General features: G+C 71.4%; 17 protein-coding genes and 2 pseudogenes. 1 reads left to right on the top strand and 18 read right to left on the bottom strand.

Annotated elements, in window-relative coordinates:
- Positions 1–33 precede the first annotated feature (33 nt).
- Positions 34–933 (bottom strand): 30S ribosomal protein S2, encoded by a 900-nt coding sequence (rpsB, locus tag FVS66_RS00450; RefSeq protein ID WP_149178928.1) that lies wholly within the window; start codon positions 931–933, stop codon positions 34–36.
- A 255-nt stretch (positions 934–1,188) separates the two neighbouring features.
- Here rpsB and FVS66_RS00445 point away from each other — a divergent pair.
- A pseudogene (locus FVS66_RS00445) lies at positions 1,189–1,674 on the top strand (peptidoglycan DD-metalloendopeptidase family protein); the annotation flags it as partial.
- A gap of 204 nt (positions 1,675–1,878) precedes the next feature.
- Here FVS66_RS00445 and FVS66_RS00440 read toward each other — a convergent pair.
- From FVS66_RS00440 to FVS66_RS00360, 17 genes and pseudogenes are all read right to left on the bottom strand, one after another.
- Complete coding sequence (locus FVS66_RS00440; RefSeq protein WP_149178980.1) at positions 1,879–2,439, bottom strand: TetR/AcrR family transcriptional regulator; 561 nt, start codon at positions 2,437–2,439, stop codon at positions 1,879–1,881.
- A gap of 71 nt (positions 2,440–2,510) precedes the next feature.
- Entirely contained in the window at positions 2,511–3,347 is an 837-nt protein-coding gene (gene whiG / locus FVS66_RS00435) for an RNA polymerase sigma factor WhiG (protein WP_149178927.1), read from the bottom strand.
- Between the two features lie 234 nt (positions 3,348–3,581).
- A complete protein-coding gene (dprA, locus tag FVS66_RS00430; protein ID WP_149178926.1) occupies positions 3,582–4,781 on the bottom strand; it encodes a DNA-processing protein DprA in 1,200 nt (399 codons plus the stop codon).
- A gap of 27 nt (positions 4,782–4,808) precedes the next feature.
- Entirely contained in the window at positions 4,809–6,416 is a 1,608-nt protein-coding gene (locus tag FVS66_RS00425) for a YifB family Mg chelatase-like AAA ATPase (RefSeq protein ID WP_149178925.1), read from the bottom strand.
- Positions 6,416–6,778 carry a YraN family protein gene (locus FVS66_RS00420; protein WP_149178924.1) on the bottom strand — a complete coding sequence of 121 codons (363 nt, stop codon included), beginning with the start codon at positions 6,776–6,778 and terminating at the stop codon, positions 6,416–6,418. The genes FVS66_RS00425 and FVS66_RS00420 overlap by 1 nt, the downstream gene beginning before the upstream one ends.
- Before the next feature lie 106 nt (positions 6,779–6,884).
- Entirely contained in the window at positions 6,885–7,193 is a 309-nt protein-coding gene (locus tag FVS66_RS00415; RefSeq protein ID WP_149178923.1) for a DUF2469 domain-containing protein, read from the bottom strand.
- Between the two features lie 43 nt (positions 7,194–7,236).
- Entirely contained in the window at positions 7,237–7,788 is a 552-nt protein-coding gene (locus tag FVS66_RS00410; RefSeq protein ID WP_149178979.1) for an NUDIX hydrolase, read from the bottom strand.
- Between the two features lie 22 nt (positions 7,789–7,810).
- Positions 7,811–8,563: a signal peptidase I gene (lepB, locus tag FVS66_RS00405; RefSeq protein ID WP_149178922.1), complete on the bottom strand. Its 753-nt coding sequence runs from the start codon at positions 8,561–8,563 to the stop codon at positions 7,811–7,813.
- A gap of 104 nt (positions 8,564–8,667) precedes the next feature.
- Positions 8,668–9,690, bottom strand: a complete 1,023-nt coding sequence (lepB, locus tag FVS66_RS00400) for a signal peptidase I (protein WP_399224584.1) — start codon at positions 9,688–9,690, stop codon at positions 8,668–8,670.
- A pseudogene (gene lepB / locus FVS66_RS00395) lies at positions 9,662–10,661 on the bottom strand (signal peptidase I). The gene lepB (FVS66_RS00400) and the pseudogene lepB (FVS66_RS00395) overlap by 29 nt, the downstream one beginning before the upstream one ends.
- Positions 10,654–11,406: a signal peptidase I gene (gene lepB / locus FVS66_RS00390; protein WP_149178921.1), complete on the bottom strand. Its 753-nt coding sequence runs from the start codon at positions 11,404–11,406 to the stop codon at positions 10,654–10,656. Before lepB (FVS66_RS00390) ends, lepB (FVS66_RS00395) begins: the two are co-directional and overlap by 8 nt.
- Positions 11,407–11,477: 71 nt before the next feature.
- Positions 11,478–11,828 carry a 50S ribosomal protein L19 gene (rplS, locus tag FVS66_RS00385; protein WP_149178920.1) on the bottom strand — a complete coding sequence of 117 codons (351 nt, stop codon included), beginning with the start codon at positions 11,826–11,828 and terminating at the stop codon, positions 11,478–11,480.
- A gap of 129 nt (positions 11,829–11,957) precedes the next feature.
- Entirely contained in the window at positions 11,958–12,779 is an 822-nt protein-coding gene (gene trmD, locus FVS66_RS00380; RefSeq protein WP_149178919.1) for a tRNA (guanosine(37)-N1)-methyltransferase TrmD, read from the bottom strand.
- Positions 12,779–13,378: a ribosome maturation factor RimM gene (rimM, locus tag FVS66_RS00375; RefSeq protein ID WP_149178918.1), complete on the bottom strand. Its 600-nt coding sequence runs from the start codon at positions 13,376–13,378 to the stop codon at positions 12,779–12,781. The genes trmD and rimM overlap by 1 nt, the downstream gene beginning before the upstream one ends.
- A gap of 82 nt (positions 13,379–13,460) precedes the next feature.
- Complete coding sequence (locus FVS66_RS00370) at positions 13,461–13,700, bottom strand: RNA-binding protein (RefSeq protein WP_005311361.1); 240 nt, start codon at positions 13,698–13,700, stop codon at positions 13,461–13,463.
- 2 nt (positions 13,701–13,702) lie between these two features.
- Positions 13,703–14,146: a 30S ribosomal protein S16 gene (gene rpsP / locus FVS66_RS00365; RefSeq protein WP_149178917.1), complete on the bottom strand. Its 444-nt coding sequence runs from the start codon at positions 14,144–14,146 to the stop codon at positions 13,703–13,705.
- Positions 14,147–14,333: 187 nt separating this feature from the next.
- Complete coding sequence (locus FVS66_RS00360) at positions 14,334–14,927, bottom strand: hypothetical protein (RefSeq protein ID WP_149178916.1); 594 nt, start codon at positions 14,925–14,927, stop codon at positions 14,334–14,336.
- Positions 14,928–15,079: the final 152 nt, after the last annotated feature.

The raw sequence follows: 15,079 nt of genomic DNA, 5'->3' as shown, positions 1-15,079 counted from the left end.
CCGGGGCCCGGACCTTCGGATCTGGACCGCTGATCAGGCCTGCTCGGCCTCGGCGGCCGGAGCCTCCGTGGCGGGCGCCTCGGCGGCCGGGGCCTCGGCAGCCGGGGCCTCCGCGGCGGCGGCCTCGGCCGGCTTCTCGGCCTCGTCGGCCTTCTTCTCGCCCTCGAGCAGGTCGCGCTCCCACTCGGCGAGCGGCTCGCCGGCGGCCTTCTCGCCCGGCTTCGTGTCACCGGTGGCGGCGCCGGAGCGGGCGATGAGGCCCTCGGCGACCGCGTCGGCGATCACGCGGGTGAGCAGGGTGACGGAGCGGATCGCGTCGTCGTTGCCCGGGATCTTGTAGTCGACCTCGTCCGGGTCACAGTTGGTGTCGAGGATCGCGACGACCGGGATGTTGAGCTTGCGCGCCTCGCCGACGGCGATGTGCTCCTTCTTGGTGTCGACGATCCAGACGGCGCTCGGCACCTTCTGCATGTCGCGGATACCACCGAGGGTCTTCTCCAGCTTGGTCTTCTCACGCGAGAGGACCAGGAGCTCCTTCTTGGTCAGGCCGGAGGCGGCCACGTCCTCGAAGTCGATCGCCTCAAGCTCCTTCAGACGCTGAAGGCGCTTGTAGACGGTGGAGAAGTTGGTGAGCATGCCACCCAGCCAGCGCTGGTTGACGTACGGCATGCCGACGCGGGTGGCCTGCTCGGCGATGGCCTCCTGCGCCTGCTTCTTCGTGCCGACGAACATGATGGAGCCGCCGTGCGCGACGGTCTCCTTGACGAACTCGTAGGCGCGGTCGATGTACGACAGCGACTGGAGCAGGTCGATGATGTAGATGCCGTTGCGCTCGGTGAAGATGAAGCGCTTCATCTTCGGGTTCCAGCGACGGGTCTGGTGACCGAAGTGGACGCCGCTCTCCAGCAGCTCCCGCATCGTGACGACGGCCATGGCCGTATCTCCTTGAATTGTCGGTTGTGTCCTGACGCCCCGGCGCGCTGCTCCACGAATGGACCGATGAGCGCTGCCACGGCCGATGAAGGCGGTGGCGGGGCGTGCGAAGTCGACCCGGTGGCCCGAGTCGCCAGAAGAAGTGTACGGGACCTGGACACCACCAGGTGACGGCGCTGTGGACAACCGGGCCGGTTGTCCACAGATCCTGTCCATGATCCGCCCGTTGGACGGTTCGGTAGGACAGTGCTGCCCATGTACCGACACAGCCCGATATCACGGCCCCGCCCCACGCTCGCCGTTCTGCTGGCGTTTCTCCTGCTCCTGGCGGCCGCACCCGCGGGGACGCCGCAGGCGGCACGGTCGGCCCCCGCGTCACGCGCCGGCCCGGCCCGCGCCGACGGACCGTCGGGCGGCGCACTGCCGGTCGAGGACGCCGTGTGGCCGGTGGGACCGCCACGCCCCTCGGTCGTACGGGGCTGGGAGCCACCCCTGTCGGTGTACGGGCCCGGGCACCGCGGTGTTGACCTGGCCGCGCCGCCGGGCACGCCCGTGCGGGCCGCCGCCGACGGACGGGTGTCGTTTGCGGGACCCATCGCGGGCCGGGGCGTCCTGTCCGTGACCCTGCCGGGTTCGGTGCCGCTGCGCACCACATACGAGCCGGTGCGCGCCCTGGTGGCAGTGGATGCGGAGGTCCGGGCAGGCCAGGTGGTCGCGGTTACGACCGCCGACGCGGCGTCGCACTGTGCGGGCACGTGTCTGCACTGGGGACTCCGGCACGACGACACCTATCTGAACCCGCTGTCGCTACTGCCGCCCCGGCACCTACGACGCGCGCCGTCCCGGCTGCTGCCGCTGGGGTTGCTGGTCGGCGACCGCCGCGTCGTCGGTCGGGGCCGTTGCGGCTCGACCGCCCCGGAGGGAGGCGTCTACGCCGGGGGCCTGTCAGGAGCCGTGCACTCCGTTGAGAGCCAGTGCGACCGCCGTGTCGGCGATGGCCGCGGGCTCCTCGGCGGCGCCCAGCTCGATGCGGCGGACGGCCGCGTCGACCATGCCCTGGAGCAGCATCGCGGCGAGCCGCGGTTCCGCCTGGCCGAGTTCGGCGAGGGCTTCGACGATCATCGCGATGAGCCCGCCGTGCGCGGCGCGGATCTTCTCGCGGGCGCCGTCGTCGAGTTCGCCGGCGGAGATGGCGACGACCGCCCGGTGCCGGCGGTCGCCGACGAGTTCCAGCTGGCGGCGCACATACGCCTCGATCTTGGCCTCCGGCGTCTCCGCCCGCTCCATGGCGGTCTCGACCTCGGCGGCCCAGACGGGGAAGTCGACCGCGCACAGCTCCTCCACGACGGCCGCGCGGGAGCGGAAGTACTCGTATACCGACGACCGGGCGAGGCCGGTGCGCTCGGCGAGGGCGGGGAAGGTCAGCGCCTCCGTGCCGCCCTCGGACAGCAGAGAGCGCGCCGCGTCCAGCAGGGCGGCGCGCTGCATCGTCCGGTGCTCGGCCACGGAGGCCGCTCGAATCCTTGGCACGGGACCACTGTACGGCTGTCCGTTCGACGTCGGTGGCCCGTCGGCCGTCAGCGTCCCACATCCGCCAGCTTCGCCCTGAGCTGGAGGACGGACTTGGTGTGGATCTGGCTGACACGGCTCTCCGTGACGCCGAGGACGTTGCCGATCTCGGCGAGCGTGAGGCCCTCGTAGTAGTAGAGCGTGACGACGGTCTTCTCGCGGTCGGGAAGGGTGTTGATGGCCCGGGCGAGCAGTCGGCGCAGCTCCCTGCCCTCGGCGACCTCCACGGGGTCGTCCGCGGCGGTGTCCTCGAGGGTGTCCATGAGGCTGAGCCTGTCGCCGTTCTCCCCGCCGACGTGGAGCAGTTCCTCCAGGGCGACGACGTTCGACAGGGACAGCTGGCTGAAGACGCCGTGGAGCTCCTCGACGGCGATACCCATCTCGGCGGCCACCTCGCTCTCGGAGGGGGTGCGCCGCAGCTGCGCCTCCAGGGTGGCGTAGGCCCGCTCGACGGCTCTCGCCTTCTGCCGTACGGAGCGGGGGATCCAGTCCAGGGCCCGCAGTTCGTCGATCATGGCGCCGCGGATCCGGGTGATCGCGTAGGTCTCGAACTTGATCGACCGGTCGATGTCGAACTTCTCGATGGCGTCGATGAGTCCGAAGACCCCGGAGGACACGAAGTCGGCCTGTTCGACGTTGGAGGGCAGGCCGACGCTGACCCGGCCCGCGACGTACTTCACGAGGGGTGAGTAGTGCAGGATCAGCTGTTCCCGAAGCCGCTCGTCACCCGTGTCCTTGTACGACCGCCACAGCTCGTCGAGTGACGAGGGAGCAGTCGGCCGCACGCTGCTCCGGGCAGCGGGGGGTACAGCCGCGCGGTCGGACCCGGAGGTGTGCTGGGGCATACGTCGCCTTGAGCCGTTCTGCCGTGGTGTGCGGGGATGAAGGGGGCGTGGTAGCGGTGAGCGTAGCGTGACTGGGCCGTTGCGGTGAGCGAAGACGGATGGATCGTCCCTGGCGGGGGCGTGCCGTCGGCCGCATCTTCGAATGGGCCGACGGCGCGCGTGCCGGTCCCTCCGCCGTCGCCGGGGGAGCCCGAGTAGGCCGTCGGGTTCACCTTTTCACCCGAATGCTCCAGGTCAAGCACCGCCTCGCCGGGCGTTCGGGTGGCGTGCGGAGGGGGGCGCCAGCCGCCATCGGTCGCCCTTGCGCGCGACGTATCCGAGCGAGTGGAGTTCGTACAGTCTGCCGAGAACGTCGTCAACGCACGTCCCCGCGGCCGCCGCCACGTCGGGGACGGCGGCTGTCCGGTCGGGGGGTGGAAGCGCTTCGAGCACGCGTGCGGTGACCGGGTCGAGGAGGTCTCTCGGGACGACGGGACCACGGCGGGCGGGTGCGAGGTCCCCGATGTCGCCGACGAGTTCGGCGATCTCCGCGGCGTCGCTGACGAGGACCGCGCCACCGCGCAGGAGTTCGTGGACGCCCGCGGAGAGGCCGCTGGTGGCCGGGCCCGGGACTCCCATGGTGTGGCGGCCGAGCCGCTGGGCGTCGCGGGCGGTGGCCAGCGCGCCGCTGCGGTAGGCGGCTTCGACGACGACGGTGCCCCGGGTGAGGGCGGCGATGACGCGATTCCGGAGCAGGAACCGTCCCGGTGTGGGGTGGTCGCCGGGCGGCAGCTCTCCGACGACGAGCCCCTGCTGGGCGATGCGTCCGATCAGTCCGGCGTGGCCGCGCGGGTAGGCGACGTCGACGCCGCAGGCGAGGACGGCGACCGTGGCTCCCTCCGCGCCCATGGCACCGCGGTGTGCGGCCCCGTCGATGCCGAACGCCGCGCCGGAGACGACGACCCATCCCCGCTCCGCCAGCCCGGCCCCGAGCGCCGCCGCCATGTGCGCCCCGTACGGCGTGCACGCCCGCGCGCCCACCACGGCGACGGAGCGCAGCGCCCACCGCCGCAGGTCGGCCCGCCCCCGCACCCAGAGGCCCACGGGCCGCGCGTCTCCCAGGTCGTCCAGCTGGCTGGGCCACTCCTGGTCCCCCGGCACGACGAACCGCCCACCGGCGGAGTCGACCACCTCCAGGTCCTGGTACGGCCGCACCCTCGCCACGCGTGCCAGGTATCCCCGGATCCGCCGCTCACCGGCCCCGGTCAGCGCTCCGTCCCGATACGGCTCCGCGGTGAGCCGCCGCAACAGCTCCACGGCGCCCAACTCACGCAACCACCGCCCCCCGTGCTCGTCCCCCGGCTCGACGACCCGGCAGAGCGCCACCCGGGCGACCCGTTCCTCATCGGTGACCACCACATCCACACCCCCACGTCGATACACGTCCGTCCACATCGACCGTCGACCGTGCCCGGCCGCCGCTCACAGCGGTTGCCCCAGGCCCACCGGTACGCCCCGGGAGATGCCCGTGCGGAGTTCCAGGGCAAGGTTGATGTCCCGGGTCTCGGGGCGGTCGCGGCCGGCGAGGTCCGCGAGGGTCCAGGCGACGCGAAGGACCCGGTCGAGGCCACGGGCGGTGAGGAGGCCGCGTTCGATGTCGCGTTCGGCGGCGGCCAGGGCACCCGGGGCGGGCTGCCAGCGGGTGCGCAGTTCATGCCCGGGAACCTCGGCGTTACGGAGCCACGGGGTGCCGGTCAGGCGGGCGGTGGCACGCTCACGGGCTCCCTGGACGCGGGCGGCGACCGTGGCGGTGGACTCGCCGTCCGAGGCCAGCAGGTCGGCGCGGCTGACGGGCTCCACCTCGATCCTCAGATCGACCCGGTCCAGGAGCGGGCCCGACAGGCGGGCCTGGTAGCGGCGGATCACCGACGAGGGACACTCACAGGTGTCGCCCTGGATGCTGTGCCGCCCGCACGGACACGGGTTGGCGGCGAGGATCATCAGGAACCGCGCCGGGAGCCGCACCACGCCCGCGGCGCGGGCCACCACCACATGGCCGGCCTCCAGGGGCTGCCGCAGCGCGTCCAGGGCTTTGCCGGAGAACTCGGGGGCCTCGTCCAGGAAGAGGACGCCCCGGTGTGCGAGCGACACGGCTCCCGGGCGTGGCATGCCGTTCCCGCCGCCGACGAGCGACTGCATCGTGGCGGAGTGGTGCGGCGCGCAGTACGGCGCCCTGCTCACCAGGGGTTTCCCGGGCGGCAGGATGCCCGCCACCGAGTGGACGGCGGTGACCTCCAGGGACTCGCTCGGGGTGAGCGGCGGTAGGAGACCGGGCATGCGCTCGGCCAGCATGGTCTTGCCGGCGCCCGGCGGGCCGGACAGCAGCAGGTGGTGGCCGCCGGCCGCGGAGACCTCCAGGGCGAGCCGTGCGGCGCGCTGCCCGGCGACGTCGGCGAGGTCGGGTCCGTCGGCGGGGTCGGCGGCCAGGCCGGTGCCGATCCCGGCTCCGGGTACGACGAGGCCGGCCAGCATGGCGTCGGGCCTGCCCTCCTCGGCGGGCTCCTCCTCCGGTACCGGTCCGTCGGTGAGTACCGCGACGAGCTGCCGCAGGCTCCGCACGCCGAGGACCGCGACGCCGGGTACCAGGGACGCCTCCCCCGCGTTCTGTTCGGCGACGACGACCTGCTCGTACCCGGCTTCGGCGGCGGCGATGACCGCCGGGAGCACGCCCCGCACGGGCCTGACCCGCCCGTCGAGCCCCAGTTCGCCGATGAGCACGAGGTCGGCGATCGAGCGTGGGTCGATCAGCTCGGCGGCGCCCATCACGGCGCAGGCGACGGCCAGATCGAAGCTGGAGCCGGCCTTCGGTACGGACGCCGGGCTCAGCCCGACGGTGAGTTTCTTCTGCGGCCACTCCGCCCCGGAGTTGACCATCGCCGCCCGCACGCGGTCGCGGCTCTCCGAGAGGCTCTTGTCCGGCAGGCCGACGAGCGTGAACGCCGCGACTCCGGGTTCGAGGTCCGCCTGGACCTCCACCACCACTCCGTCGACGCCGATCAGGGCCACCGAGCACGTCCGTGCGAAGCCCATCAGGCCACCCCCCGCACATGCTCGACGACGGGTGCCCCGCGCCGGGGCAGCACGACTCCCACCAGGTCGATCCGGATCCCGCCGGGCGGTGGCCCGCCGTGCCGGTCGAGCCAGCACTCGGCGAGCTTTCTCAGGCGGTCGGCCTTGGCGGGTGTGACCGCCGCCAAGGGGTGCTGGAAGGCGCTCGCCCTGCGGGTCTTCACCTCGCACACCACGACCGCGTCGCCGTCCCGGGCGACGATGTCGATCTCCCCGCCGCGCCCGCAGCGCCAGTTCCTGGCGAGGACTGCCATGCCCGCCTCGCCGAGCCGGCGTACCGCCAGCCTCTCTCCGTACTGCCCGAGTGCCCCCGTCGCGTTCATTCCGGCACCACCTCCGGTACCGACTGTGACGCTTCGGGCACTCAGTTGTGGATCTTGGTGGACAACTTGCCCGTTGTGGAGAACGCGATCACCCTCACGGGTGGTTTCAGCTGCCCGGGAGCTCCAGATCGGTCTTGTTCAGCTCCTCGATGTTCACGTCCTTGAACGTGAGCACGCGGACCTGCTTGACGAACCGGGCCGGCCGGTACATGTCCCAGACCCAGGCGTCGGCCATCGACACCTCGAAGAAGACTTCGCCGTGCACCGAGTGCACCTGCATCTCGTAGTCGTTCGTCAGGTAGAAACGACGCTCGGTCTCGATGACGTATTTGAACAGCCCGACGACGTCGCGGTACTCCCGGTAGAGCTTCAGCTCCATCTCGGTTTCGTACTTCTCGAGGTCCTCGGCGCTCATGGCATGTTCCCCTTCAGCCGTGCGTGCTCCCATTGTGCGCCAGTCATCCGTACCCCTGGACGATTTCCGGGGACAGGACCACCGGCGCAGACGGAGGGCCGTCGTCGAGCAGCGTCCGCAGCAGCTCGGCGAGTCGTGTCGGGTACACCGTCTCACGGGCCGCCGACAGTTCGGCGGACGTCCACCACCTCAGCCCCATGACACTGCGGGTCTCCAGCTCGGTCAGGTCCGCGCCCAGGGACACCGCGGTGTGCCGGGTACGGGCCAGGTAGTACCACTCGTCCTGGTTCCACCGGCGCCCGTCGAACGGGAACGAGCAGATGCGCCGCCACAGCACGGGCCCCAGCCGGACGTCCGTGAGGCCGGTCTCCTCGGCCAGTTCGCGCAGCGCGGCCTGCTCGCGCGTCTCGTCGCCCTCGACGCCACCGCCCGGCGTGAACCACCAGGTCTGCGCGGGGTCGTCAGGTTCGAAGCCGTGCAGGAGCAGGATCCGGTCGTCGGGGTCGAGCAGTACGACCCGCGCGACCCTGCGCAGCTCACCCGGAGGCAGCCCCTCCGGCAGCGGTTGCTCCCGCGCCGGCTCGGGCCCGTCCATCCGCTCGCCACGCGCCGCCGGGTCAGCCACGCGCGGTCGCCTTCCGGCGTGCCCGGGAGCCCAGCCGCGCGAGCGGCCCGTACGCCGCCCCGCCCAGAATCAGTGCCGCTCCGCCCACGACGGCCCACGCCAGCGGCCGTACGGGCCCTGGCTGGGACACCCCGCCCGGCAGCTCGGCGAAGCCCTGCGGCCGGTCGACGGCCGCCAGCCCGTCCAGGGGCCACACGACGGCGTCCAGCCGGGCGCTGACGGCACTCCTGGGCACCGAGCCCTGCCCGGCGTCCTGGAGGTGGACGCGGGAGTCCTGGGACGCGGCGCGCTGGTCGCCGAGGAGGAACAGATGCCCGTCCGGCACGGTCGCGGCGAACTCGCTCGGTGACGCGGCCTCCTCCACGCCCCAGCCCTGGGAGCGCAGATACGGCTCCTCGACAGCCGTTCCGTTGACGGTGAGGCGGCCGTCGGCGTCGCAGCAGGCGACCTTGTCGCCGCCCACGCCGACCACCCGCTTGATCATCGGGACGTTGCCCCACGTGGTGTCCGTGAAGACGACGACGTCGCCCCGCCGGACCTCGTCGCCGTCGATCCGCTGGGCCAGCACACGGTCGCCCGCCGTGACCGTCGGGTTCATGGAGTCGGTGGGCACGATGTAGGGCTGGTAGAGGACCGCCCCCCAGGCGAAGCCGCCCAGGAAGAGCACACAGCCGACGGCCACGGCCAGCCCCGACAGCACACTGCCGAGGCGGCCGTGGCCGCCCGTACGTATCGTTCCGCTCATCCCAGCGCTCCCCGCGTCAGCAGATCGGTGCCCCGGGACGGCACCCTACCCGCGCCCGCTACCAGGCGGTACGCCGGCCGGAACGCCGGTCCGCCTCGGGGTCGTCACGCCCGGCCGTGCGCCCGCACACCGTCCGCCGCGCCCGCCGCCTCGCGCGCGAGGAGCCGACGACGCCGCCACAGAACCAGCGGCAGCGCCCCGGCGAGCCCCAGGGCACCGGGCCCGGCGGCGGCCGCGGCGGCCGCGCTCAGCCCGGGCTGGTCGAAGGTGTCCGGCACGGGAAGCGTCGACCAGCGGCCGATCGGCCAGGCGACGACGATCGCGCGGCCCACGACCTCCTTGTCGGCGACCGTGCCGTTGCCCGGGAGCTCCTGGTGGTAGCGGGAGTCAAGCGAGTTCTGCCGGTTGTCGCCCATGACCCAGATCCGGTCGTCGGGGACCTTGATCGGCCCGAACGGCTCGTCGTCGCAGGGGGTGGACCCCGGGTACAGGTACGCGGTCTCGTCCAGCACCTTGCCGTTGAGGACGACCTTGCCGCCCTTCTTGCACTCGACGGTGTCGCCGCCGACCGCGATGACCCGCTTGATCAGGTCCTGCTTCTCCGAGGACGGCATCAGGCCGATGAAGCTCAGGAACCGCTGGAGCGGGTTGGGCTCGGGGGCGGGCTCGTTGAGCCAGCCGCCGGGGTCGTGGAAGACGACGACCTCGCCGCGCTCCGGCTCGGAGCCGAACCAAGGGGTCAGCTTGTCCACGAGCACCCGGTCGCCACGCTGGAGCGTGTTCATCATCGACTCGGAGGGGATCGAGAACGCCTGCACCAGGAACGTCTTGATCAGCAGCGCGAGGAGCAGCGCGATACCGATCAGCAGCGGCAGTTCCTTCCAGAAGGAGCGCGGCTTCTTGGGCTGCTGCCTCTCGCCGCCGTCCACGGTGTCGTCGTCCACGCTGTCGCCCTCGCCGTTCTCGGCGTCCTCCGCGCTGTTCGCGCCGCCCGTCGCGTCACCCGGGACGGCCGCGTTCTCGGTCACACCCGCGGCGGGCGTCCCGCCCGGGGAGGGGGATGACTCAGCGAACTGCTCGCGCCCCTTCTCCGGCTCCTCACGTCCGGATCGTGCGCCGACCGCCAGATCCCCCACATCCACTCCTCAGTCCGTGCCCTTGCCCGCCCCCTGAGCAGGGGCAGGCCCATCACTCCCATAACGAGCGGGAGTTCCGCAGGGGTCGGGAGCCGTAGCGATCCATTCGGATACCGGGACACACTATGCGACGCGCCGAGCGTCGTCGTGGTCCCGGGCGGCGCGTCCGGCACGGAGGCGAACGCGTCCTCCTCACCGAGCCGTCGCCAGTGGTCGAAGGGCCAGGCGATGACCACGGCACGCCCCACCACCTGCTCCTCCGAGATCGTGCCCTGGAACGCCTCGTCCAGGTGGAAGCGGGAGTCGGCGGAGTTCGAGCGGTGGTCTCCCATGACGAAAAGCCGACCCGATGCGACCTTGACGTCGAACTTGATTTCCGAAGGCGCGTTGTCCGGGTGAAGGTAGGGCTCTTCCAGAGGTACGCCGTTGACGGTCACGCGCCCGTTCTGGTCACAGCACTTGACGGTGTCGCCGCCGACGGCGACGACGCGCTTGATGAGGTCCTGCTCGTCGTCGGAGGGCAGCAGACCGATGAACGTCAGCCCCTGCTTGACCTGCTTGACGACGACCGGGTCGTCCTTCGTCGGTGTCTGCTCCGCCTGGAGCCAGCCGCCGGGGTCCTCGAAGACGACGACGTCGCCACGCTGCGGCCGGGACCCGAACCATGGGGTGAGCTTGTCGACGAGCACACGGTCGTCGATCCGGATCGTCTGTTCCATGGAGCCGGACGGGATGACGAACGCCTGCACCAGGAACGTCTTCAGGACGAGCGCGATGAGCACCGCCACCGTGATGAGGAGGGGGATCTCCTTGACGGCGGAACGGCGTCGGCGCCGCTTGACCCTGCGGGCGAGCCTGCGCCGCTCCGCACGTCCGGGCAGCGGGCGGCCGTCGGTCGGCCGTGACCCCGTGGGCAGCCGGTCGTCGGCACGGTGTCCGGCGCGCCGGCCGCGGCTACCCATGGCCTCCGCCCGGCGTCGGCACCGCGGGTACGGCGCTGAAGGCGCCGGTCGGCTCGACGGTGGCCCAGCGCCCTGCGGGCCAGCCGATCCAGTCGGCCCGTCCGATCACCATGTCGACCGGGACCATGCCGCCGCCCGGGGCGCCCAGGTGGTCGCGGGAGTCGCGGGAGTTGCTGCGGTGGTCGCCCATGACCCAGAGGGTGCCCTGCGGCACCACGATGTCGAACCGCACCTGGGAGGGGGCGTCGCCGGGGTACAGATACCCCTCCTCGACGGGTACGCCGTTCACCTCGATCCTGCCCTCCTTGTCACAGCACGTCACCCGGTCGCCTCCGACGCCCACGACGCGCTTGACGAAGTGGGTGTCGGCGGGCTCCGCGAGACCGAGCGCCGCCGCGGCGCCGTGCAGGAGCCCGGCGATCGGGCCCTCCTCTGGAACGTTACGGACGAAGGACCCGGTTCCGTCGAAGACGATGACGTCCCCGCGAGCGGGCTGGGCGCCGAAACGGTACGCCAGCTGGTTGACGAGCACCCGGTCACCGACCCGGAGCGTGGGCTCCATCGATCCGCTGGGGATCTGGAAGGGCCGGATCACGAAGTGGCTGACGAGCAGCAGGCAGAGGGTGCAGACCAGGCCGATCAGACCGGCCGTGCGCCAGGAAAGCGCGAAGCGCGGCCTCGCCTCCGTACGCCGGTCGGCGTCGGGAGTGAGGTCGCGCTCCGTGTGCTGTGCTTCGGTGTCCATTGGGGCCAGAGCCTATCCGGCCACCCTGTGAGGGATCATCCGAAGCGTGAGCGTGCGGGCCGAGCCGGGGCTCAGTTGTCGCGCTTCTCCTTGATCTTCGCGGCCTTGCCGCGCAGCTCACGGAGGTAGTACAGCTTCGCGCGGCGGACGTCACCGCGGGTGACGAGCTCGATCTTCTCGAAGATCGGGCTGTGCACCGGGAAGGTGCGCTCGACGCCGACGGAGAAGGAGACCTTGCGGACCGTGAAGGTCTCGGAGACGCCCGAGCCCTGGCGGCGGATGACGACGCCCTTGAACTGCTGGATACGGGAGCGGTTGCCCTCGATGACGCGAACGTGGACGTTCACGGTGTCACCGGGACGGAACGCCGGGACGTCGGTCCGCAGGGATGCGGCGTTGACGGTGTCGAGCACATGAGACATGGTCGTCTGCTTCCTCACTGATGCCACAGGTCATCAGCGGCAACTAGAAACGGGGTTCGGTGGCCGTTCGTCAGGGGCGGCGTCGTGTCCCCCTGTGGCAGGGGCGCCGGCCGGGCGTACGGCAGCGGTCTATTCTTCCACGGCCTCCGGCCTCCGCCAAAATCGGCCACCGGGTTCGGGGGCCCAGCCGAGGATGGAGAGGGTCTCGCGGTCCTTCTTGTCGAAGGCGGAGGGGTCGCACCGCTCGATGAGGTCGGGGCGGTGCAGGGCGGTACGGCGGAACGCCTCGTCCCGCCGCCAGCGCGCGATCTTGCCGTGGTGGCCGCTGAGGAGGACGTCGGGGATGCCGCGGCCGCGCCACTCGGGCGGCTTGGTGTAGACGGGGCCTTCCAGCAGGTTGGCCATGGCGCCGGGGGCGAAGGAGTCGTCGCGGTGGGACTCGGCGTTGCCCAGGACACCGGGCAGGAGCCGGGCCACGGCCTCGGTGATGACGAGTACGGCGGCCTCTCCCCCGGCCAGCACATAGTCGCCGATGGAGACCTCGTAGACGGGCATCCGGGTGGCGTACTCGTCCATGACGCGGCGGTCGATGCCCTCGTAGCGGGCGGGGGTGAAGATCAGCCAGGGCCGCCGGGAGAGCTCCACGGCGACCTCCTGGGTGAAGGGCCGCCCGCTGGGGGTGGGCACGACGAGTACGGGGCCGTGGGCGCCGGCCTCGTACCCGGTGGACGTGATCTCGTCGAGGGCGGCGCCCCAGGGCTCGGTCTTCATGACCATGCCGGGGCCGCCGCCGTAGGGCGTGTCGTCGACCGTGTGGTGCCTGTCGTACGTCCACCGGCGCAGGTCGTGGACATGGACGTCGAGCTGTCCACGCGCGCGTGCCTTGCCGACGAGCGAGACGTTCAGGGGGTCGAGGTACTCGGGGAAGATCGTGACGACGTCGAGCCGCATCAGCGACCGTCCTCGGGTGACGCCTCGGTGTCCCCCGCCGAGGGGGAGGCGTCGGAGCCCTCCTCCGCGCGCGAGGAGGCGATCACGGCGCGGTCGTCGATCAGGCCGGGCGGCGGAGTGATGACCGCCCGCTGTTCGTCGAGGTCGATGTCGCCGACGATCTCCTCGACGAACGGGATCATGACCTCGCTGCCGTCGGGCCGTTCGACGACGAACAGGTCCTGGGACGGCAGGTGGGAGATCTCGGTGATCCGGCCGATCTCGGTACCGTCGGCGAGGACCACATCGAGGTCGATCAGCTGGTGGTCGTAGAACTCGTCGGGCTCCTCGGGGCGCTCCTCCGGGTCGACGTCCGCGATCAGCAGGGTGTTGCGCAGCGCCTCGGCGGCCGTCCGGTCGCGCACGCCCGCGAAACGCAGCAGCAGACGGCCGCTGTGGACCCGGCCGGTCTCGATGGTCAGGGGCCCGGCGGCGGCCGGGTCGGTGGCGAGTACGGCTCCGGGCGCCAGCCGCAGCTCGGGCTCGTCCGTACGTACCTCGACGGTGACCTCGCCCTTGATGCCGTGGGCGCGGCCGATCCGTGCGACTACCAGCTGCACTTTCTGAACTCTCCTGTCGGACGACGACGGGCCGGGGTGGGCCGTAGCCCTCCCCGGCCCGTGCGCCGGTGTTCAACTTCGCTCAGCGAACCTGGTCCACGTCGACGAGGTCGACCCGGATCCCCCGGCCGCCGATGGCACCCACGACCGTACGCAGCGCGCGCGCGGTGCGGCCGTTGCGGCCGATCACCTTGCCAAGGTCGTCGGGGTGGACCCGGACCTCCAGCACACGACCGCGGCGCAGGTTGCGCGAGGCGACCTGCACATCGTCGGGGTTGTCGACAATGCCCTTCACGAGGTGCTCGAGAGCCTCCTCGAGCATGCTCAGGCCTCGGTCGACTCGGTGGACGCGGCCTCGGCCTCGTCCGCCTTCTTGTCGGCCTTCTTGGCCTTCGGGGTGATGGCCTCACCCTTGGCCTCGTCACCCTCGATCGCCTTGGCGAACGCCTCGAAGGAAGCGCGCTTGTCTTCCTTCGTGGCCGGGGCCAGCAGCGGCTTCTCGGGGGCCGGCAGGCCCTTGGCCTTCTGCCAGTCGCCGGTCAGCTTCAGGATGGCGAGAACCGGCTCGGTCGGCTGGGCGCCGACGGACAGCCAGTACTGCGCGCGCTCCGAGTTGACCTCGATGCGCGAGGGGTTCTGCACCGGGTGGTACAGACCGATCTCCTCGATGGCCCGGCCGTCACGGCGGGTGCGGGAGTCGGCGACGACGATGCGGTAGTGAGGCGAACGGATCTTGCCCAGACGCTTCAGCTTGATCTTGACTGCCACGGGTGTGGTGTCTCCTGGTCTTGACGTGGTTGGGCACAACGAGATGCCACGTGGGGTTGCGGTACCCGAGTGCCCGATGGACGCGTCAGCCGTAGGAGAGAGGGGTCCTGTTCGACTGTCGAGTACAGCTAGCCATTGTGCCACACCCCGCACGGTCGCCGGGCCCAGGGGGGAACCCGGCTGTGGATCATCTGGCGGCGCCCACCGCTTCCGGGATGCGGAAGGGCTTCCCGCAGCCGCCGCAGACGATCGGCGCCTGGGCGAGGACCGACGGGACGACTCTTACGTTCCGGCCGCAGTCGCACACGGCCTTGACCCGTACGCCACCGCCCGACGAACCGTGCCGCGCGGCGGGTCCGCGGAAGGAGCGCTTGGTGTCGGCGGCCGTGGCGGCCGTGTGCGCCTTGAGGGCGCGCTGCAGTCGCTCGATGGTCTGCCGGTACCGGCGCTTCGCCTCGGGGCTGAGCGTGACCAGCGAGAAACCGCTGCTCGGGTGCGGCTCCTCGGAGTGGTCGAGGCCCATCTCCTCGGCGATCGCCAGAAATCGACGGTTGTGATAGCGGCCGGCGCGCGAGGTGTCCCGGACACCTCGGGCGGCGGCGATGCCGTGGACTGCCTCATGGAGCAGTCGCTCGAAGGAGAGCTCGGCGCCACAGGCGGACGACGACTCTCCGATCAGTGATTCGGGCGCGGCGAGATCGGGCAGCTCGGGGTGGTGCCGCTGAATGTCGGCCCACGCCTGTGCCAGTTCTGCGGCGAGGACAGGTGGTGTCGTGCTCACGTCGTGAACAACGAGCCGGGAAGCCCTGGGGTTCCATTCCGGGGCATCCCAAATATTTTGCACGTACCCGTCAGTTGCCATTGATGTGTCCTCACGAGGGCCAGTGCGCTGATCTGCGGAGAAGCCACACAGCTCGCATCAAGGTGGTACGT

This window comes from Streptomyces sp. TRM49041, assembly GCF_008271805.1.
In the GTDB taxonomy this organism is placed as follows: Bacteria; Actinomycetota; Actinomycetes; order Streptomycetales; family Streptomycetaceae; genus Streptomyces.
This window is presented reverse-complemented; position numbering and strand designations above follow the sequence as displayed.